The organism is Mycoavidus sp. B2-EB, assembly GCF_014218255.1.
GTDB lineage: Bacteria > Pseudomonadota > Gammaproteobacteria > Burkholderiales > Burkholderiaceae > Mycoavidus.
In genome coordinates this window covers 40,059-60,174 of sequence record NZ_AP021872.1, presented here as the reverse complement: position 1 = coordinate 60,174, position 20,116 = coordinate 40,059, and the positions used below count along the sequence as shown (strand labels likewise).

Here is a 20,116-nt window from a genome sequence, read left to right as displayed (position 1 = left end):
CTTTCTTCAACAACCGTATTTTTACAGATCTAAAACTAACGCGTACACATCACGTTCCATACGATTGCCAAGTAAGCTCAGCAAAGTGCGTAAATTTTCTCGCTCGGTTTCTTCTGCTTGAGCTGTACCACGGAAAGAGAATTTCTGCCGCGCCCATTGACCTGTCCCGTCAAGCAGTAAAGGACCTTGTGTCGTGGTCAGGGCCAGCGTCGCGTCACGGCCTAGCGCCTGAATCACGACACGATATGAGCCCAGCGGTTTTACGCGTGAGATACGCGACGAGATATCCGTTAGGTTTAATGTAAGTTGGCCGAATAGCTTATTGTCTAGAAAGCGCCAATCGTTCCATTGAAGCTGCACCCCACCTTGCAAATTAAATGTATTAAACGGTGCGCCTAGCCCCGTTAATAAGCTTGCCGGCACCTCCAACTGCCCGGAGGAAAGCGTCGCGCCACGTGGCGTTATGCTGAGGTGAATGGGTACTGCGCTGGCCTCATTGGCCTGCATGGCGATTCTCACTTTACCCGAAAAAAGTGGCCAAAACGCGGTGCGCCACTCAATCCGCCCGGCTAGTGCGGTGGGAGCACTGGCTTTAGGTCCAGCCGCTAACATCAGCACGGCTGAGCCATGCCATAACGAACCCGCCGGAGCCGCTAAACTCACACGCCCGGCGGTTGCCTGCGCCACGAGCGGCAAAAACCAAGCGGCCGGCAAGAGCGCCAGTACGGTGAATAGGATTGAAACCAGCGCGGCCAAACTCCATGGCAGGGCCTCTTTTAATTTTTGCAAGAGTGGATGCATATTCCGCGCAGCACTTATCTGATGGGTTGACTGCATCAGCGTTTAGAGGATGAACACATAAAAATTAACGGGCGCTCGGCGCTTGCAGCAACGCCGTAAGATCCACTTGCCCGTCTTCATTAAGACTGGTGAGCTGGGCTTCAGCGATTTGCAATTTATATTGTTTGCGGATTTCGTTAAGCCAGCCAAGCCAATCTGCGAAGAAAACGTTGGTTAATTTTATTTGTACCGCGCCATTGAGCACAGATAACTGAGCATTGGTCATGTTGTGTTGCGCAAGCGAAGTCATCAGAGTGTCACGTAAACCATCGCCGATAGGCGTTATATTGGCTGGCCGACGTCCTAACTCCTGCGCTTGTCGTGCTTGTTCTTGCATTTGCGCTAGCTCGCGCTCCATCGCCGGTAGCTTAGCCATCAGCCTGGTACTCCCGCTGCGGGCAGGCATCCATAACACGCTATACAGCAAAGCGATGCTGAAAACCAAGCCTAACGTGATGCAAAGCATTTTCTCGCGGGCGTTGCGCTCACTCCAGAAATCTCTCCAAAGCGTTATCAAAGCACTTTTCATCCTCGTCCCTTAATAATCCATTTGCCTTGCGCAAAATGTGCGTCCAGCCCTTGGCTAGCGAGCCGTTGCCCAAAAGCTTCATCAATTTTCACGCCCGGTTTAAAGCTCACTTCAAGCACACGGCTACGGTAATTCATCTGCGCAATAGCCGTCGGCGAGATGCTCCCTAGCGCGCGTGCCAGGCCCTCCGCAAGGCTTAGAAAATCCGTAGGTGAAAGCTCACCTACAGCCGTACGCAGCGCATCGAGCTGGCGCGTCATTTGTTGGGGAGGGTTCAGCACGGCTGTGGTTTTTGGAAAAGCGTTCAGCAGCACCTCAATCTGCTGCGTACTCAGCATAGTTTGCTGCCGTACCAGCAATAGCCATTGCAGATTGACGCCAATGACCATCGCCAGTAAGCTAGCCAGCGCCAAACCCAACGGCAAACGCCAGAGCTTTAAGGCACCGCGCCTAAAGCGCCATGGTTGCTCCGCAAATTCAAATTGGCACAAGTTAAAAGAGCAGCTTAACGCCTGCCGCGCCAAGGCCTCAAATGAGAGGGATGGCTGATTCTCAAAAGGGGGCGGCGCTGCCGTAACAGAGGGCATGCCTGGCACGTCAGTCAGTCGATAGAGCGTCAGCGGCCCAGGCCCCGCCAATGCGTTCAGCGTCTGGTTGAGCGCATGCATTGGGACCGTCAGACCTTGGCCTTGACCCGCGCGAATCAAAGCAAGTTCAACGCATGACTCAGCCACATCAACCGGCGAAGTTACAGAGCTCGGCTCAGAATACCCAACCATCACAACCAATAAAGGCGTAACGTTTTTATCCACGACACTTTCAAGCTTGGCCTCAAGGCTTGCCGGGGCTTCAACCTCAGGTATGGCCAAACAGCGTGTAATCGGCACTGCGCGTAAAGCCTGATGACCCGCTTCGATAAAGGCCTCATATACAAAACGAAACCAAGCGCGATCAATCGTTGCCAACACCCGTTGATTATTTTCAGTGGCTATCGGATCAAGTGCAATATGGCAAGTTTGTGGATCTCGGATCACATGCTCTTCGATTACATTGGGTAAAGCTTGCCGTAAACGTGTGCCCTTGAGGGGCGCAAGCGCTACGGTCAGCATGAGTACATCGCGCGCTGCAACCAGTAAAATGGTTGTCCGCGCTTTCGGTAGCAGCGCAAGTGAGGACTGACCTGCACGCAATACGCGGGCGCGCCGATCAAAAAGAATAAAGGGCAAAGCCGACAACTGCCATTGCGCTGAGGTTAGCGCTGGGTCGCGGGCGGGTAGTTGAACCACAAGTGTTGTCAAAACGCTGATCCCTTTCGCAAAATAATCATACTGCATCACGCATACTAATGATACGTGTACTACGCGTCAAACGGTGGCGATACACTAATACATCACGCAATAAGCGCGCGCGATTATGCTGCACCTGCCCATGAATGACAAAGAAATCAGTTCTTACATCGAATTGGCTGGTATCAAATTCAAGCTGTGACCCAGTAATGGTGCGTAAGCGATTCGTGAAGTCACCTGTATTAACGAAAAAAACCTGCTCACGCAAGGTCAATAGCATCTGCGCATTGGGTACCTCCAAACCTGGAATCATTGCGGCTAACACTTCGGCACTTACCGTATTCACATTAACCGCGCTGGGCTGTGGTAAGACCGTGACAAACGGCTTGAGTTGCGCCACCATATCTGCGCTAAAGCCGGGGACATCAAGCAAGGCTTCCACAGAATTGATCGCCAACCCTTGAGAGTTAAGCCCGCCTTCCGAATTCGCCGCAAATGATGGATTTTCTGCTTGGCCCTCTACCTTCTCGCTGCCAGCCGCATCCTGCAACTTAGAATTCGCCCCGCTTTGCAAAGTTTGCCTTGAGTTCATCAGCGACGCGCGGAGCTGCAAAGCTGTGGCTTTTGCTAATTCTGGCCTTAAATTAAGGATCGCTAACAAGCGCTCAAAGTTCGCAACCTGCACCAGATTTAGCTCTAACTTCCCGGGCCGGGGCGTACTAATTAAATTGCGCAAATTGAATTTAGCTTGTGCATCTTCAATCGAACCGGATAAATAAGTGTCCTGCTCATACGCATCGCCCGCTGCCCCAGCGCGTCCGAGTAAATCAGATAAGCGCGTCTGGGCAATAGGTACGGCCCAAATGCCGCCGAGATAATCAATCGGCGAAGTATCTGCTGCCGCGCGCAAGATGAAGCGTGTCCAATCAAGCGCGCCACGTTGCACCCACTGGGCCTGCATCATCATCTGCTGATTTTCGATACGGCGAATTTGAATTTGCTGTCGCCACAACAGGCCAGACACCAACAGCGCCGACAGCGTCACCACAAACAGCGCGGTGATCAGCGCCGCACCACGCGCCCGACGGGGATCATTGTAACCGGAAGAATAACGTCGGATCGTACGCAAATCCTCACTCCCCGACCAATAGAATGCGCGTGAGCGGATGCTGCGCTTTGACTACGTGCACGGTCAATTTGATACCCGTCATACTACGCTCAGATGGAATCTGACGCGCTTGCAGCGCCGTCAATGGAGTTAAATTTTTATTGAAAGCAGCTTGCACATCCTGCATATTGGCAGTCCAGCCGAGTTGTCGCACCCAGCCGCGCACACTCACGGCACGTACTCCATTGATGAGCTCAACCGTGCTCCAATCCTCCATGCCCGCCTCAACCGCGAGAGCAGCCTGCAATTGCCTAAACGTTGCAAGCGGCGGCGAAGCGAGGCGCAATACCCGCCCCTGCGGTACTTGATAACGCACGACTTGTAAGCGCGGCGCCTGTCCAGATACATTAAGCTGCCTCACAATTTGCAATTGCCCGGCACCAAAAACAATGGCTGGCTGACCCAGGTCTCGCTCAAGCGCCGCTTGCCGCACATCAATCCCGACCTGATCAAAGAACTGCGCCAGCGCACGCTCGTTGGCCATAGATAAGGTCACGGCATCACGGGCACGCACAATCTGATCAAGTCCACGCCACGATAAAATTGCAACCAAGGCCAGAATGGTCATCGTGACCAATAACTCAACCAATGTGAAGCCGATTTGATATTTATAACGGCCGTTGCGTTTCATTCGCTATCACCGTCATCAAATGCGCCAACTCACTATTAAAACCAGCTTGCTTAACCACGACATCAACGCGCCGAAAAATCGGATTAGGCGTCGCGGACACGGTCCGGATGCAGATAAAATCGATATTTCCCTGTGCACAAGGAAAATTCACCGCCCCCAGCGGCAGCCAGGCGTGCTCTAAGCGCAGTTGCGCCAGCACATTATCTGCGCTAAAACCCGCTAATAGCCGATCGTGCAATGCACGTCCCCCCAACGCCAAACTGCCTGATGCGCGCAACGATGCAGCTAAAGCAATCGCGATAATAGCAAGCGCAATCAGCGCTTCAATAAGTGTAAAACCCGCCATAACGCGGCTAGATTTTTTTCTCTTGCACGTCATAACGGCCATTGCCATTGCTCGTCACACTCAGTTGGGTGGCATTTAAATAAAGCGTAACCGTCACGGCAACATCAATACTTTCCGTACTGAATATGACGCGTTCAGCCAGCTCTTGCGCGCCCGCATAACGAATTGTTATAGCATTGAGCGGCGTACGCCATTGGCGCGGGGCAAAGACATCGTCGCGCAATACCCGCCAATCTTTTTCGACCTGTATCAGGAAACGATAGCCCCCTAGCGTAGGCTCCCATGCAATCAACTGCGACCGCACTTGCGCTTCATTCGCTGCCGACTCAAACAATAATGCAAGCCGTTGCGCCTCTTCGGCAAACTCCGTGCGTGGATTACGCGTGATCGATAAAGAGGCTAAAGAAATCAACAAACCTGCAATAACCAGTACAACCAACATCTCGAGCAGAGTAAATCCGCTTGCCAAGCGTACTGGCTGAGGCCCATGAATCAAGTTATTGCCACGAGCCAATCGCCGTCCCTTCATGATCTGATGCCCCACCTGCGCCATAGCTAAAAATATCAACCTCGCCATGCGCACCTGGATTAAGGTACTGATACGGATTGCCCCAAGGGTCGTTTGGCAAACGCTCTAAATATCCATCCTCTTTCCAATTGCTCGGCACGGGGTCAAGAGAGGGTTTTTCGACTAGAGCGCGCAAACCCTGTTCTTGCGTTGGATAGCGGATATTATCGAGACGATACAACTTAAGTGCCTGCGAGATAGTCTTAATGTCTTGTAGCGCTGCAATCCGGCGCGCCTCATCTGGCCGGCTCATGATTTTCGGCACAACTAGGGCGGCCAGTATGCCTAGAATCGCGATGACGACCATCAACTCGATTAAAGTAAACCCGCGCTGATACAGCGAGATACGACGTAAAGCGTTTGCCTTATTTGAATAATCGTGCATTTTCCCATTCATCATCACTATTTCCAACCTTCAAAAATAAAACACCTAACCCAATATCGCAGTAAATTTACTATACTCTGCCTAGTGAATGCTATTCATACCTATTATTTCATGATCTCTATACAAAACTCTGCTGCTGCACGTATTATTTCGCTCATATTAGTTGCGCTTTTCTGCGCAACTGTAACCTACTGGGGCATTACTTTAACATCTCATCAGACACCTCCTCTGGCTGCCGCCAGCGCAAGTCGAGCACCGCTTAAGATCGAATACGCTAACCGACTCTTTGGCGGACAAGCCAACCCCGTGCGCAGCGACTTTCAACTGGCCGGCGTGCTGGCCCAAGAACATGGCGCCGCAGCCATTATCGGACTAACCGGCCAACCTTTACGAGCCGTTTCCGTAGGACAACCCATCGATCAAAATACACGCCTACATGAAGTGCGCGCACGCTCAGTCATTATTGAACATAGCGGTGTTAAAAGTGAAGTATTTTTGCCAGCATTGACCGATGCGCCGACCATTTATATGCGCTAGCGTATCACCCCACCATTTGATTTAATTCGATAATCGGCATCATCACGGCGAGAACAATCACTAACACCACTCCACCCATCGCAAGGATCAACAACGGCTCCAGCAAACTCGTTAAAAATAATGTACGGCGCTCAAGTTCAGCCGCTTCACCCGCCGCCGCTCGCTCAAGCATAGCCGTCAAATCGCCCGTCGCTTCGCCCGCGCGAATTAGATGAATCAACACCGGCGCAAAGGTATGGGTGCCAGCCAGCGCACGAGAGAGAGAAGTCCCTTCACGCACCCGCACAATCGCCTGGTCGATATTTTGGCGCATAGCAACATTGCTAAGCGTCTCGCCAGCGGCTTGCAACGCCCGTAAAATGGGCACTCCGGCGGCAGTCAAGATGGCCAACGTGCTGGCAAAGCGGACCGTGTTATACCCTCGCACAAGTTTGCCGATGAGCGGCACATCCAACAGCCAGCGATGAAAAGCCAAACGGGCGCGCGGCTGTTGTAAAATACGCCGCAGCCCCCCGCCTATCAGCAGCCCAGCGATCAACATACCCCACCAGCCCTGCTTAACAAAACTTGACAATCCAAGCATTGCCACCGTCAATAATGGCAACTGCTGTTTAGTGCTGGAAAATACACTGACGACCTGCGGCACCACATAACTCAATAAAAACATGACGATGCCAAAGGCAACGATGGTCACAATGGCTGGATATGTAAAGGCCAATTGAATTTTTTGCCGCAATGTATTGCGTTGTTCAATATAATCGGCAAGACGCCCCAAGACGATATCCAGCTTACCGGTTTGCTCACCGGCAGAGACTAGGGCGCGATAAATCTCGGGAAAATCCTGCGGATGGACGCTCAGGGCTCCTGCGAGCGATTGCCCACCTAATATTTCAGCCCGAATCGCAGCCACCAGTTCACGCACATAATCCCGCTCTGCTTGCTCGGCCAGCACGCTAAGAATTTCATCAAGTGGCAAACCGGCTGTCAGCAAGCTCGCCAGTTGACGCGTAAAAATGGCTTGTTCACGCTGAGATAAGCGCCGCCCGAATGCCAGTCGTGCGTGACGCGTATTGCGCATCTGGTTACCGGCTGCTTCAACGACAAGCGGCGTGAGCGCTTGCAAACGCAATTGGCTGCGCGCCGCGCGCGCGCTATCGGCCTCCAGCACGCCACGCCGCGATTTGCCAGACGAGTCAATCGCTTCAAAGCGAAAAGCGGGCATTAGCAGGCTACCTTATAGTTTGATAGATCGAAGATTTTTAAATCCGGTAATTTTATCCGCCAGTCACCCGCATCACCTCTTCACGCGAGGTCACGCCGGTCTCTAGCCAGCGCTGCGCATCTTCACGTAAAGTATGCATTCCGTTCGCCCGTCCCGCTGCTAGCAATTCGGCATCGGCGGCTTGCCGGTGGATCAAACTCCGGATCTCGTCATTGAGCACCAGCAATTCATAGATACCATACCGGCCTTGATAGCCAGATTGTCCGCATTGCTCACAGCCAGAGGCATGCCAGCCATCAGCGTGCTGGCTCCGACAAGCCGGACATAAGCGACGCACGAGTCGTTGCGCCAGCACGCCGAGCAAACTAGAGGCAAGTAAATAAGGTTCGACACCCATATCCGTTAGCCGAGTGACAGAGGATGCGGCATCATTGGTGTGTAGCGTAGCCAGGACTAAATGCCCGGTTAACGAAGCTTGCACAGCAATCTGTGCTGTTTCAAGATCTCGAATTTCGCCAATCATGATGATGTCAGGATCCTGCCGCAAAATCGAGCGGAGAGCCCGCGCAAAATTCATGCCAATCCGCTCGTTGACCTGCGTTTGGCCAATCCCAGGCAGATCATATTCAATCGGATCTTCAACCGTCATAATATTCGTGCTGGCCGTCTCAAGCCGCGACAGCGCCGCATATAAAGTGGTGGTTTTACCTGAACCCGTTGGGCCGGTAACTAATACAATGCCATGCGGATGCGCAATCAATTTATCAAACTGCGCTTGCGTCGCGGTGGCCATGCCGAGCGTATCCAGATTCAGCCGTTGACCATCTTTCTCAAGCAAGCGCAATACCGCGCGCTCGCCGTGTCCAGTGGGCAAGGTCGAAACCCGCACATCCACTGGCCGACCCGCGACTCGTAAGGTAATGCGGCCATCTTGCGGCAATCTTTTTTCCGCAATATCAAGCTGCGCCATGATTTTAATCCGCGAGATTAACGCACCATGCAAGGCTTTTTTGGGGCGCACCACATCGCGTAGCGTGCCGTCGATGCGAAAACGCACGACGGATGCATTCTCAAAGGATTCAATATGAATATCGGACGCGCCTTCTCGCGCAGCTTGCGTAAATAGCGCATTGATCATGCGGATAATCGGCGCATCATCCTCTGTTTCAAGCAAGTCCTCAATTTCAGGAATATCTTGCATAAGCCGAGATAAATCGACCTCGCCTTCAACTTCGCCGACGACTTGCGCCGCACTTCCATCATGAAGCGCATAAGCACGGTTAATGGCTTGTGCAAGTTCGTCAGCCGTTAAATGGACTAGACGCAACGCACCAAATTGCCGCGCAATTTCAGCTAAGGCACTGGCATGCGTACGCTCGCTCACCCAAACTTCAAGGCTGTCACCATGTTGCTGGGCCGCCAAAACTTGCCCCGCCCGAGCAAAACTGTAGGGTATGGTGCGCGCCACCAAAGACGATGGCGCCGCACGGGACAACTCCGGCGGTGGCAGACCTGCTTGGGCGACAAGCGGAGGGTCTAATTTTGTCACGGCCGCGTCCCCGGCTCATCCTCCATACCGGGAATCGCATTCAGCCAACGCGCATTAGAGGGCGCGGCTGAAGCTGGGGCTTGATCTTGCTTAACGGATGGAGCCGCGCGCAACTGCGGAGTAAACGCCGGCAGAGTTGTTCCGCCCTGGTCAAGCGGTAGCGGAGCGCTTGGCATCACCGGTGTATTTTGATCGCGCATCAACCAATTATCCGAGCCAAAATTCGTCGTCTGCGCCCGCATATAATCATATCGATCAAGCGAAACACGTTGCGCATCTTGGGCGTTACGTATAATCACTGGGCGCAGAAATACCATCAAATTGTTTTTGTCTCGCTTTTTGTTTTCGTAACGAAAGAGGGCTCCAAGCACTGGGATACTGCCCAACCCAGGCACTTTAGAATTACCGTCGCTATATTTATCTTGCAATAACCCCCCTAACACAATGATCTGGCCATCATCCGCCAAAACCGTTGATTGAATGGCGCGCTTATTAAGCGTCACTCCAGCCGCACTGTTTAGGGAATTTTGAACCACGCCGGAGTCTTCTTGATAGATCTGGAGCTGAATCACCCCCCCCTCAGTGATTTTGGGCTTTACGTGTAGCGTAACGCCAACATCCTGTCTTTCAAACGTCTGGAAGGGATTAATGGATTGGCCGGCCCCTACCGTTTGCGGGTATGCGCCAGTCAAAATAGGGACATTTTGGCCCACAACAATTCTAGCTTCTTCATTATCCAGCGTTACCATTGTTGGGGTAGAGAGCACATTCGTGTTGCCCAACGAATTCAGCGCCTGCAACAACCCTCCCAAGCCCAAAAATTTGCCATAGTTACGCAAATAACCAATATTCAAACCTTCCGCAGGAAGAGCCAACGATTGCCGCGGATCTTTCGCCGCTAAATAAGGACTCGTAGCCAATTTAACAATATTCGTGCCAGCATCATTATCCATAGTGTAATTAGCGCCGCCAAACACGGCGTTAGTTTTATCCATATTCAATACAGCTTGCCATTGAATCCCGAAGCGGGCCATATCGATGGATGAAACTTCGACAATCAATGACTCGATATAGACTTGGGCGCGCCGCGTATCGAGTTGATCAATCACTCTGCGCAAGTTCCGGTAAACCGGCTCAGAAGCCGTAATCACCAGTGAATTAGTGGCCGCATTAGCTTGCACCATGCCGCCCGCTGAACTGTCACCGCTATTGCCAGCACCACTGTTAGGCGCACTGCCAAATAGATTGCCTAATGAAGAATTGGTTTGAGCACCCGCCGCGCCACTTCCTTTGCCAGTTGGCAACGGAGGCATAACGCTGCCTGTCGCACCGCCAAACCCACCGCTCGAATTAAAAGAATCCTGCGCACTATTTGCCGTCGAAGCACCACCGCCTTTTTCGCCCAAGATACCGCGCAAAGTTTTAGCCAGCTCGACTGCATCGGCATTACGTAACGGCACCACATGGATATTGCCGAGCTCCTGCGTAGGTGAATCCAATTTTGCTATTAATTGTTTTGCCGCTTTCATGCGCGCCGGGCTAGCCGCGCGCAAAATCAGTGAATTAGTGCGTATATCCGCTAGCACCGAGATTTTCAACGTAGCATCCGTGCCACCAATCGGCGCAGGATCTAATATCTTTTGTAATTGCGCCGCAAGGTCAAGCGCATTAGCGTTTTTCAGCGCTACAACCTCTATATTCCGGCCCGCCACATCAATGCCAGCAATAATATTAGCAATCCGCCGCACATTATCTGCATAATCCGTCACCACTAATGTGTTGTTTGCTGGATATGCGGTAATTGCATTATTCGCTGAAATCAGCGGGCGGAGCACCGGCACTAGACTACTTGCCGCTTCATGACGTAGCTGAAAAACTTGTGTAATAACCTGGTCGCCTTTTGCCTGCGGTGTATTCCCAATATAAACTGGCACGCCTTGCTGCTTTGCATCAGCCTCTGGCACGACTTTTAACACGCCATGATCTTGCACTAGAGCAAAACCTTGCATGCGTAGCGCAGATTGTAGGGTTTTTAATGCCTGCGCCGCGGTCACGGAGTGCTCAGACACTAAATTAAGCCGCCCCTTAACGCGCGGATCAACAATAATGGTTTGATTGGTCGCCGCCCCAATCGCTTTTGCAACCTGATCGACTTCCGCATTCACAAAATTGAGCGTAACTTGAGCACGCGCCGGCTGAATGGCAAGCCAGGCAATAAAAAGAACATAAATTAGACAGCGCATTAGAATACAATTTTCAGATAATTTCGTTCATATAAGCTAGAGTACGCATCAATGCCGCGAACCGCGAAGTCGCTGATTATGCTACTCACACCCACCCAGTGTCAAAACTAGGAATTGGAATGCTAAAGTCGCTCATTTACCTCATCATTTTGCTTAGTGCATCTGCTGCGTTGCCAGTACAGGCCGATTGTTTCGACGATGCAGCGCGCTACCAACGTGTGAATCCGGTCATTTTGCGCGCCATCGCCTGGCAAGAATCACGCTATCGCCCAGACGCCATGCGCAAAAATGATAATGGCTCAACCGATTACGGACTGATGCAAATTAATTCAATCCACCTTCCAGCGCTCTCTAAATATGGCGTCTCATCCAACACACTGATGGAGCCCTGCGCCAGCGTCTATATCGCGGCTTGGCATTTGCGCCAAAAGATGGATAAATATGGCAATACTTGGCGAGCGATCGGCTCTTACCACTCTGAAACACCGGAGTATCGCGACAAATATGCCGGTCAGATTATTAAAATTCTGACCAAATGGGGCGCCACATCCCAGCCGCGTTGAGCATCAAATGAAAAACTTTTGCATAAGCACCGCAAGCATAGACTAAAAAACCCGCGCGGGGCGGGTTCAAAGTACTAAAGTGTTCTTACTTCTTCGCCTTACCATTCACCGCTTCTTTGAATGCTTTGCCAGCGGTAAACTTAACTGTTCTAGTTTCGGCGATTTTGATTTTTTCACCGGTCTTTGGATTACGGCCTTCACGCGCTGCGCGCTCACCTGAGGAAAATTTACCAAAACCAAGCCATTCGACTGACCCTTTCTTTGCCACTGTCTTTTTAACGACTTCTACATACTCACTTAATATTGCACCGATAGTGGCCTTACTCGCTTCCGTTTTTGAGGAGATAGCATCAATCAGTTCTTGCTTGTTCATAAAAATTTCCTTCTCAGTTGAGTTAAAACAGACAGAATATCGGTCAGCATAGAATACTGACAAGCTTGTCGCTACGTCCGTCTTTTGTAGCAGCAGCGTCAACATAACATAGCATGGTCCGGCATAAAGCGCCACAAAGCTAGTACCGGGGCGGCTTTAAGCCCGTTTACAAGCCCTGCCGCAATGCAGCTACAGTGTATATCAAGCTGCGTGTCTATCTTGCGCCAAACCATTGCCAATTCAAGGCAAACGTTGGTTTTTGCCAACGTTTTTTGCTGTTTTTTACTTAACAATCAACCCGCGGACCGCCAAAATCAGAAAATTCGAGCTTAAACGCCCTCTTAAACCGGCGGCCCAATCCGCTAGTTCTATCTAAAATGCCTACGATTATTCCGGCCCCACTTACCTTACTTGAAGACGGCACGCCTTATTCCGCCGCATTCTCGGATATTTACCATAGTGCTGCAGGTGGGTTTACGCAAGCACAGCGTGTCTTTATGGCAGGGAATCAACTGCCTGCGCGCTGGGCCGGCCAAGCGATTTTTTCGATCGTTGAGACCGGCTTTGGTGCCGGCATTAACTTTCTAGCGACATGGGCGGCCTGGCGTGACGACCCGGCACGTTGCGCACGCTTGCATTTCGTCTCGATTGAAAAACATCCATTCACGCGCGAGAATTTACACCTCCTCCAACAACGCCTGATTAACGCCAAGCTCGCTCCATTGACGCGCCATTTATGTGCAGCCTGGCCTATTTTGACGTCGGGATTACATCGCTTGGAATTTGAGGAAGGGCGCGTCATCCTAACCCTTGCTTTGGGAGATATTCGCGATTTACTGCCCCAGCTATGGTTACGCGCCGATGCGTTTTATTTGGACGGTTTTGCGCCCGCAAAAAACCCAGATATGTGGCACACATCTATTTTTAAAGCGCTGGCCCGCTTGGCCGCCCCCAATGCAACACTCGCCACGTATACGACGGCTGGCGTTGTGCGGCACGGGCTGATTGCCGCGGGCTTTGAAATACATAAAGCGCAAGGCTTTGGGATGAAACGCGAAATGTTAATAGGTCACTTCGCACCGCGCTGGCGGGTACGACGCCATGAGCCGCCGACGGCCTATGTTGCGCGTGAACGGCATGCGCTAGTGATTGGCGCTGGCTTTGCCGGCTGCGCACTCACTGAGCGGCTCGCCGCACGTGGCTGGCATGTCTCATTAATTGAGCAAAGCAAAACCTGCGCAGCCGGCGCCTCTGGCAATCCGGTCAGCGTGTTCCACCCGTTCATAACACGCGATGACAACGCCGCTGCACGCGCCTCACGGGCCGGTTTTTTGTACGCGCTGCGGCGCTGGCAAACGCTGGCCCCGATAGATACGTTTCTCTGGCGAGCACAGGGCCTCATACAAATTGCAGCCAATCAGACCGCACTTGATGCAATGCAGGCAACTCTTTCCCGCTTAGCTTATCCGGCAGAGCTGGTCAGTTCTGTCACACGCGCTGAAGCCAGTGCGCTCGCAGGGCTAGAGTTAGCGCAGGGCGGTTGGTATTTTCCGCGCGGGGGCTGGCTCGATCCGGCATCTCTATGTCAGGCCCAACTCATCACGGCTGGCGCTGCGCTTACGCCATATTTTCAACACAAAATCAACCGTCTAGTCTATCGAGAAAACCTCTGGCACGCATTAGATGACACAGGCCGCAGCATCGTCGCAGCGCCGGTCGCTATCTTAGCGAATGCAAATGATGCCGCACGCCTTGCCGGTTTACATTATGTGCAGACCCACTCCATACGTGGGCAATTAACCGCATTACCCACCCCAACGGTCAGGTTACAGATCCCCATCACAGGTAGCGGCTACCTCGCCCCCTTAACTTCAACCAGTCTATTAGCCGGCGCGAGTTACGAGCTGGATGACCCCAACCCTATGCCCTGCGTGGAAAGTCATCAACATAATCTAAACCAGCTGGCGCAGCTCGCACCCTCATTGGCTAACCGCTTTGATCCAAATACATTAGCTGGATATGTCGCCTTTCGCTGCGTGGCAAATGACCGCATGCCATTCATCGGCCCTATCGCAGATGAGCATGCGGCTCAACGCATCAACGCTCAGTCACTAGACGTGCCACGCGCGCCCGGTTTATTTGGCGCATTTGCTTATGGTTCACGCGGTTTAGTTTGGGCCACGCTGGGCGCGGAATTGATCGCCTCACAACTGGATGGTGAGCCTATGCCAATCGAACGATCACTCATCCAAGTACTTGATCCAGCGCGTTTTTTGCTCCGCGCTTTGCGCCAAAAAAACTAAGTTGGCAATCCGTTCACGATAAAATAGGGTCCGCATCTAACCTGCTGCCCCTATAATCAAAAATATGATGACCCCCAACCAGACCCCACTTGCAACCGAATGGATCGCCCGTAGCCTGCATGCCGTATGGCATCCGTGCACGCAAATGAAGCACCACGAACAATTGCCGTTGGTACCCTTGGCACGTGGCGCAGGTGCCTGGTTATATGACGTTGATAGCCATCGCTACCTTGATGCAATTAGTTCATGGTGGGTCAATCTATTTGGTCATGCAAACGCATACATTAATGATGCCATCAAAGCGCAGCTTGACACGCTTGAACACGCCATGCTCGCGGGCTGCACGCATGCGCCGGCGATCGAACTCGCCGAGCGTTTAAACGCCCTCACAGGAGGCGCACTGGGGCATGCCTTTTTTGCTTCCGACGGAGCCTCTGCGGTTGAAATTGCACTCAAAATGAGCTTCCACTATTGGCGCAATAGCGGACTGACTAGCAAACAAGAATTTGTTTGCGTTGCCAATGGCTATCATGGGGAAACCATTGGTGCACTCGGCGTCACAGATGTTGCTTTATTTAAAACTGCGTATGATCCATTGTTGCGCCATGCGCATATTGCGCCATCGCCCGATGCCCGCCAAGCGCAGCCAGGAGAATCTGCGGCTGACGTCGCTCAGCGCAGCATTGCCGCGATTACTGAATTATTTGAAGCCAGACATAACCATATTGCGGCCATCATTATTGAACCCCTGGTGCAGTGCGCAGCCGGAATGGCGATGCATGATCCAAGCTTTATCACAAAACTACGCGCCTTATGCGATCGTTATGCAGTGCATTTAATTACCGACGAAATTGCGGTTGGATGCGGCCGGACCGGTACTTTTTTCGCCTATGAACAAGCTGGCATTCAACCTGATTTCTTATGCTTATCAAAAGGCATTAGCGGGGGCTATTTGCCACTTTCCGTCGTGTTAACACGCCCTGCGATTTACGCTGCATTCTATGCAGATGACACCGCCCGCGGCTTTTTGCATTCACATTCGTATACCGGCAATCCACTCGCCTGCCGCGCCGCACTCGCAACTCTTGATTTGTTTGAGAAAGAAGATGTGCTAGCGCGTAATCGCTCAAAATCAGAGTTGCTCGCCCGGCTTTTAGAGCCGCTAACAACGCATCCACACGTGCGACATCTACGGCGTTGCGGAACCATTATTGCGTTTGATGTAACCCCAAAAATGGTCACGCCAGATCATGCTCCGGATATGCCCCCCCAAAAAATTTCGACGCCAGCGATGAGTTTTTCGCGGCGTTTCTTCGAGACTGCTTTGCAAAACGAACTCCTGCTACGTCCAATTCACCACACCGTATATTTGATGCCGCCCTATATTTTGTCTAACGATGAAATCACCTTGCTGGCCGAGCGTACTTGCGCCACGCTAGAGCAGGTCCTTAGCGAGTCCGTCTAAAGATGGAAGCTCTGGCCACTCTTTCAAATCAGCTCCGGGAACTTGATGCTCAGGCTCTGCGCCGCCAACGACGCTGCGCTGAAACCAGTTGCGCAACGCATATGCAAGTTGACGGCCGTGCGGTGATTAATTTTGCCAGCAATGATTACTTAGGATTAGCCTCTCATCCTAAATTGGTCGCGGCTCTGGTCGATGGCGCTACGCGCTATGGCGTTGGCAGTGGTGGTTCACATTTGTTAGGCGGACATTCACGCGCCCATGCTCTACTTGAGGATCAGCTCGCCGCCTTTGCCGGCGGATTTATTGATAAACCGCGTGCCCTGTATTTTTGTACGGGTTACATGGCGAATCTGGCTACGCTATCCGCCCTCGCAAGCCCAGCCAAAAGCGCCTCTGAACAGGCCGCAACAATTTTCTCAGACGCGCTTAACCATGCGTCATTAATTGATGGCGCACGCCTAGCGCGCGCCAACGTGCAAATCTATCCACATGCAGATACTGTCGCGCTTGAAACTTTATTGAGCGTTTGCAAGACACCATTAAAACTGATTGTGACAGATGCACTTTTCAGTATGGATGGGGATCTTGCGCCGCTTAACGAACTACTCGCTTTAGCTGAAAAATACGGAGCCTGGCTGGTGGTGGACGATGCACACGGCTTTGGCGTACTGGGCAGCCATGGAGCAGGGACTTTAGCGGCATTCGAACTGCATTCGCCACAGTTGATTTATATTGCCACGCTCGGTAAAGCAGCCGGCGTAGCGGGTGCCTTTGTGATTGCGCACGATACCGTAATCGAATGGCTGATCCAGCGCGCCCGGCCCTATATTTTCACCACGGCCTCACCGCCGGCCATAGCGCATGCCGCTTCAGCCAGCTTGAGTCTTATCGCCAGCAGCGAAGGGCAAACCAGACGGGCACAATTGCAACAGCGGATCGCACAAACGCGCGCGCTATTACAACAAACCGCCTGGCAAGCCGTCGACTCTGTAACTGCGATCCAACCATTAATTATCGGCGCTAACGCACCCACGCTTGCATGCGCCGCTCAGCTTGCCGCACAGGGGCTATGGGTGCCCGCGATTCGCCCACCTACAGTAGAGCCAGGCGCATCAAGGTTACGGATTTCTTTATCCGCCAATCATTCGTCGGCTGACCTCGAACAACTCAGCACTGCATTACTGACCTCTGCAATCTAATGGATCGATCTTATTCTTTTTTTGTAACCGGCACCGATACTGAAATTGGCAAAACGCTGACATCCTCTGCGTTATTGCACGCCTTTGGCGCCCGCGGGCTACGCACGGCCGCGATGAAACCCATTGCCGCCGGCGCAGAATATCGCAATGGCGTTTGGTGTAATGAAGATGCCGAGTTTCTGGCGCAGGCGGCAAACGTTGCTTTGCCAACCGCCTTAACGACCCCTTATTTATGTCAAGAGGCCCTGGCCCCGCATCTCGCCGCTAGACAAGATGGAATCCATCTTGAGATTGAGCAAATCCTACAATGTTATGCTACAGTAGCTCAAGCGGCCAATTGTGTGGTGGTTGAAGGCGTTGGCGGTTTCCAGGTGCCGCTCGATGACCATTACGATACAGCCGATCTCGCCCGCGCGCTAAAGCTGCCCGTGGTGCTGGTAGTAGGCTTACGTCTTGGTTGTTTAAATCACGCATTATTGACTGCCGCTGCAATCCGCGCAAACGGACTCTCGTTCGTAGGGTGGGTGGCCAATCAAATCGATCCAGCCATGCGCTACGTCGACGAAAACATGGCTACTTTGCGGGTACGTTTTGAGCAACAATACAGCGCACCGCTATTAGGTAAAATTCCGCATTTGGAATCTCCGTCGGCTGCGACTGCCGCGCTTTATTTAAATATCGATCCATTGCTCGCGCTCTGCGCTGAGCGCCTTTGATAAGGGAAAACACCATGACACAAGCGACGTGTGCATCACATAATGCTGCGCCAGCGACCTTAAAGCCGTTAACTTGCGCAACCGGTGAGGCTAACTCAGCTCCGTGGAAAATCGCCGACGTCCTTGCGTTATACGAGCTGCCGTTCAATGATTTATTGTTCCGTGCCCAGCAAACACATCGCGCGCATTTCGATGCAAATGTAGTGCAACTGTCTACCTTGCTTTCAATCAAAACTGGCGGTTGTCCAGAGGATTGTGCATATTGCCCGCAATCTTCGCATTATGAGACAGACGTTACGGCAGATAAATTAATGCCGCTGGATGAAGTCATCAGCGCGGCTAAGGCGGCTAAGGCGCATGGCGCAACCCGTTTTTGCATGGGCGCAGCCTGGCGTAGCCCGAAAGAGCGGCACTTGGCGCCCGTACTCGAGATGATCCGCGCAGTTAAAGCGTTGGGACTTGAAACTTGCGTCACCTTAGGCATGCTCGAAAAACCGCAAGCGCAAGCACTCAAAGAAGCCGGTCTTGATTACTATAACCATAACCTGGATACGTCCCCTGAGTTTTATGGGCAAATTATTAGCACACGCACCTATCAAGAGCGGTTGGATACCCTCGAACATGTGCGTGCAGCAGAAATTAATGTTTGCTGCGGCGGCATTGTCGGCTTGGGTGAATCACGCCGCGAACGAGCGGGGCTCATTGCGCAACTCGCTAATTTAGATCCTTATCCAGAATCTGTGCCCATTAATAATTTGGTGCAAGTTGAAGGCACACCCTTATCCGGCACAGAGCCGTTAGATCCATTTGAATTTGTGCGGACAATTGCCGTGGCGCGCATCACTATGCCACGCGCGATGGTGCGCTTATCAGCCGGCCGCGAACAAATGGATGTGGCTCTGCAAGCATTATGTTTTTTCGCTGGCGCAAATTCAATTTTTTATGGTGAAAAACTATTAACTACAACCAATCCACAAGCAGAGGCCGACCGGACTCTACTCGCGCGGCTAGGGATGCGTGCTGAAGCAGATTGCGCGGCTTAATGCTCAGCCCGCGCAGCATTGGTTAAACTTAACCGGCAAGGATGCAAGTTTCAGATTCAGTGCCAGGTCAGCAGCCTTTTAAATTTTTACAGCGTACCTGCAAAATTTAAAAGACTGCGCCGGATGTAAAAATACACGTTCTTTCCAGCAAACACATCAATCACGCTTCGCCGTGATCTTACAAAAGCGGAAATGCAATGGCTCTCCCCACAGTTTTGCAAAACCTCGTATTGCCGGTTATCGCGGCGCCCATGTTTACCGTTAGCTACCCAGAATTGGTGTTGGCGCAATGTAAAGCTGGCATTGTGGGCGCTTTTCCAGCCTTAAATGCGCGGCCTCCTGAGTTACTGAATGCCTGGCTTACAGAAATCAAACAAGCCCTTGATGCGTACCAAGCAGCCCAGCCTGAAGCACGTATCGGCCCGCTTGCTGTCAATCAGATTATCCACAGCACAAATACACGGCTTGAGCACGATGTGCGGGTTTGCGTTGAGCATCGAGTGCCTATTTTCATCACCAGTTTGCGTGAGCCGATTAGAGAGTTAATAGACGCCGTGCACGCCTATGGCGGCATTGTGCTCCATGACGTAATCAGTATCCGTCATGCACATAAGGCGCTAGAGGCTGGAGTGGACGGTTTGATTTTGGTCGCCGCCGGTGCGGGAGGCCATGCCGGCAATTTATCGCCCTTTGCCTTAGTCGGCGAAGTGCGGCGTTTCTTTACGGGGCCACTGGTTCTTTCTGGAGCGATCACAACCGGCCAAGCTATTTTCGCCACGCAAGCCATGGGGGCTGACTTGGCTTATATTGGCACACGCTTTATCGCAACACATGAAGCCCATGCTACCGATCAATATAAAAATGCCATTATTGAGGCTCAGGCAACCGATATTATTTACACTAACCTTTTTACCGGTGTGCATGGCAATTATATTCGACAAAGTATTGTCAATGCTGGGTTAGACCCTAACCAACTCCCTAGCGCAGACAAATCAAAAATGGTTTTTAACAATCACCAAGCCAAAGCATGGCGAGATATTTGGGGAGCCGGCCAAGGAGTGGGTCTGATAGACGACCTTCCCTCCGTAGCCGAACTCGTAACACGTTTAAAAAGCGAATATACCCAAGCGCACAGACAGTTTGACTGAGC

20 protein-coding genes are annotated in these 20,116 nt (G+C 52.1%); 8 read left to right on the top strand and 12 right to left on the bottom strand.

The genetic code is table 11. The annotated features are described in order from the left end of the window. Positions 1-21 precede the first annotated feature (21 nt). The 8 genes from MPB2EB_RS00265 to gspG all read right to left on the bottom strand — a co-directional run bounded on the left by MPB2EB_RS00265 (position 22) and on the right by gspG (position 5,753). The gene (locus MPB2EB_RS00265) at positions 22-801 is read right to left on the bottom strand and encodes a type II secretion system protein N (RefSeq protein WP_185181913.1); all 780 of its coding nucleotides are present in this window, start codon (positions 799-801) and stop codon (positions 22-24) included. 64 nt (positions 802-865) lie between these two features. Continuing rightward, complete coding sequence (gspM, locus tag MPB2EB_RS00260; RefSeq protein ID WP_185181912.1) at positions 866-1,369, bottom strand: type II secretion system protein GspM; 504 nt, start codon at positions 1,367-1,369, stop codon at positions 866-868. Next, the gene (gspL, locus tag MPB2EB_RS00255; protein ID WP_185181911.1) at positions 1,366-2,667 is read right to left on the bottom strand and encodes a type II secretion system protein GspL; all 1,302 of its coding nucleotides are present in this window, start codon (positions 2,665-2,667) and stop codon (positions 1,366-1,368) included. The genes gspM and gspL overlap by 4 nt, the downstream gene beginning before the upstream one ends. Positions 2,668-2,692: 25 nt before the next feature. Then, positions 2,693-3,784: a type II secretion system minor pseudopilin GspK gene (gene gspK, locus MPB2EB_RS00250; RefSeq protein ID WP_232534449.1), complete on the bottom strand. Its 1,092-nt coding sequence runs from the start codon at positions 3,782-3,784 to the stop codon at positions 2,693-2,695. 4 nt (positions 3,785-3,788) lie between these two features. Further along, positions 3,789-4,454 carry a type II secretion system protein J gene (locus MPB2EB_RS00245; protein ID WP_185181910.1) on the bottom strand — a complete coding sequence of 222 codons (666 nt, stop codon included), beginning with the start codon at positions 4,452-4,454 and terminating at the stop codon, positions 3,789-3,791. Then, positions 4,432-4,800, bottom strand: a complete 369-nt coding sequence (gene gspI, locus MPB2EB_RS00240; protein ID WP_232534448.1) for a type II secretion system minor pseudopilin GspI — start codon at positions 4,798-4,800, stop codon at positions 4,432-4,434. Before gspI ends, MPB2EB_RS00245 begins: the two co-directional genes overlap by 23 nt. 7 nt (positions 4,801-4,807) lie before the next feature. Next, a complete protein-coding gene (locus MPB2EB_RS00235; RefSeq protein WP_232534447.1) occupies positions 4,808-5,329 on the bottom strand; it encodes a prepilin-type N-terminal cleavage/methylation domain-containing protein in 522 nt (173 codons plus the stop codon). Beyond that, entirely contained in the window at positions 5,298-5,753 is a 456-nt protein-coding gene (gene gspG, locus MPB2EB_RS00230; protein WP_232534446.1) for a type II secretion system major pseudopilin GspG, read from the bottom strand. The genes MPB2EB_RS00235 and gspG overlap by 32 nt, the downstream gene beginning before the upstream one ends. A 111-nt stretch (positions 5,754-5,864) precedes the next feature. On the opposite strand from gspG, the gene MPB2EB_RS00225 reads away from it, so the two are divergent. Then, complete coding sequence (locus MPB2EB_RS00225; protein WP_185182591.1) at positions 5,865-6,290, top strand: general secretion pathway protein GspC; 426 nt, start codon at positions 5,865-5,867, stop codon at positions 6,288-6,290. A gap of 4 nt (positions 6,291-6,294) precedes the next feature. On the opposite strand, the gene gspF is transcribed toward MPB2EB_RS00225, so the two are convergent. Genes gspF through gspD form a run of 3 tightly spaced genes read right to left on the bottom strand, consistent with a single transcriptional unit; the run spans position 6,295 to position 11,304 of the window. After that, a complete protein-coding gene (gene gspF / locus MPB2EB_RS00220) occupies positions 6,295-7,512 on the bottom strand; it encodes a type II secretion system inner membrane protein GspF (protein ID WP_185181906.1) in 1,218 nt (405 codons plus the stop codon). Between the two features lie 52 nt (positions 7,513-7,564). After that, on the bottom strand, positions 7,565-9,022 hold the full coding sequence (gspE, locus tag MPB2EB_RS00215; RefSeq protein ID WP_185182590.1) for a type II secretion system ATPase GspE: 1,458 nt from the start codon (positions 9,020-9,022) through the stop codon (positions 7,565-7,567). A 35-nt stretch (positions 9,023-9,057) separates the two neighbouring features. Next, positions 9,058-11,304: a type II secretion system secretin GspD gene (gspD, locus tag MPB2EB_RS00210; RefSeq protein ID WP_185181905.1), complete on the bottom strand. Its 2,247-nt coding sequence runs from the start codon at positions 11,302-11,304 to the stop codon at positions 9,058-9,060. 119 nt (positions 11,305-11,423) lie between these two features. Between gspD and MPB2EB_RS00205 the strand changes: the two genes are divergently transcribed. Then, positions 11,424-11,867, top strand: coding sequence for a lytic transglycosylase domain-containing protein (locus MPB2EB_RS00205; protein ID WP_185181904.1), 444 nt, complete (start codon positions 11,424-11,426; stop codon positions 11,865-11,867). A gap of 85 nt (positions 11,868-11,952) precedes the next feature. Here MPB2EB_RS00205 and MPB2EB_RS00200 read toward each other — a convergent pair whose 3' ends face one another. After that, positions 11,953-12,240 (bottom strand): HU family DNA-binding protein, encoded by a 288-nt coding sequence (locus MPB2EB_RS00200; protein WP_185181903.1) that lies wholly within the window; start codon positions 12,238-12,240, stop codon positions 11,953-11,955. A 377-nt stretch (positions 12,241-12,617) separates the two neighbouring features. On the opposite strand from MPB2EB_RS00200, the gene mnmC reads away from it, so the two are divergent. The 6 genes from mnmC to MPB2EB_RS00170 all read left to right on the top strand — a co-directional run bounded on the left by mnmC (position 12,618) and on the right by MPB2EB_RS00170 (position 20,114). Beyond that, complete coding sequence (gene mnmC / locus MPB2EB_RS00195) at positions 12,618-14,543, top strand: bifunctional tRNA (5-methylaminomethyl-2-thiouridine)(34)-methyltransferase MnmD/FAD-dependent 5-carboxymethylaminomethyl-2-thiouridine(34) oxidoreductase MnmC (protein ID WP_185181902.1); 1,926 nt, start codon at positions 12,618-12,620, stop codon at positions 14,541-14,543. 64 nt (positions 14,544-14,607) lie between these two features. Then, a complete protein-coding gene (bioA, locus tag MPB2EB_RS00190; protein ID WP_232534445.1) occupies positions 14,608-16,008 on the top strand; it encodes an adenosylmethionine--8-amino-7-oxononanoate transaminase in 1,401 nt (466 codons plus the stop codon). 2 nt (positions 16,009-16,010) lie between these two features. Then, the gene (bioF, locus tag MPB2EB_RS00185; protein ID WP_185181901.1) at positions 16,011-17,207 is read left to right on the top strand and encodes an 8-amino-7-oxononanoate synthase; all 1,197 of its coding nucleotides are present in this window, start codon (positions 16,011-16,013) and stop codon (positions 17,205-17,207) included. Further along, on the top strand, positions 17,207-17,923 hold the full coding sequence (gene bioD / locus MPB2EB_RS00180; protein ID WP_185181900.1) for a dethiobiotin synthase: 717 nt from the start codon (positions 17,207-17,209) through the stop codon (positions 17,921-17,923). The genes bioF and bioD overlap by 1 nt, the downstream gene beginning before the upstream one ends. A gap of 14 nt (positions 17,924-17,937) precedes the next feature. Then, on the top strand, positions 17,938-18,966 hold the full coding sequence (gene bioB, locus MPB2EB_RS00175) for a biotin synthase BioB (protein WP_185181899.1): 1,029 nt from the start codon (positions 17,938-17,940) through the stop codon (positions 18,964-18,966). A 197-nt stretch (positions 18,967-19,163) separates the two neighbouring features. After that, on the top strand, positions 19,164-20,114 hold the full coding sequence (locus MPB2EB_RS00170; RefSeq protein ID WP_185181898.1) for a nitronate monooxygenase family protein: 951 nt from the start codon (positions 19,164-19,166) through the stop codon (positions 20,112-20,114). Positions 20,115-20,116 lie beyond the last annotated feature (2 nt).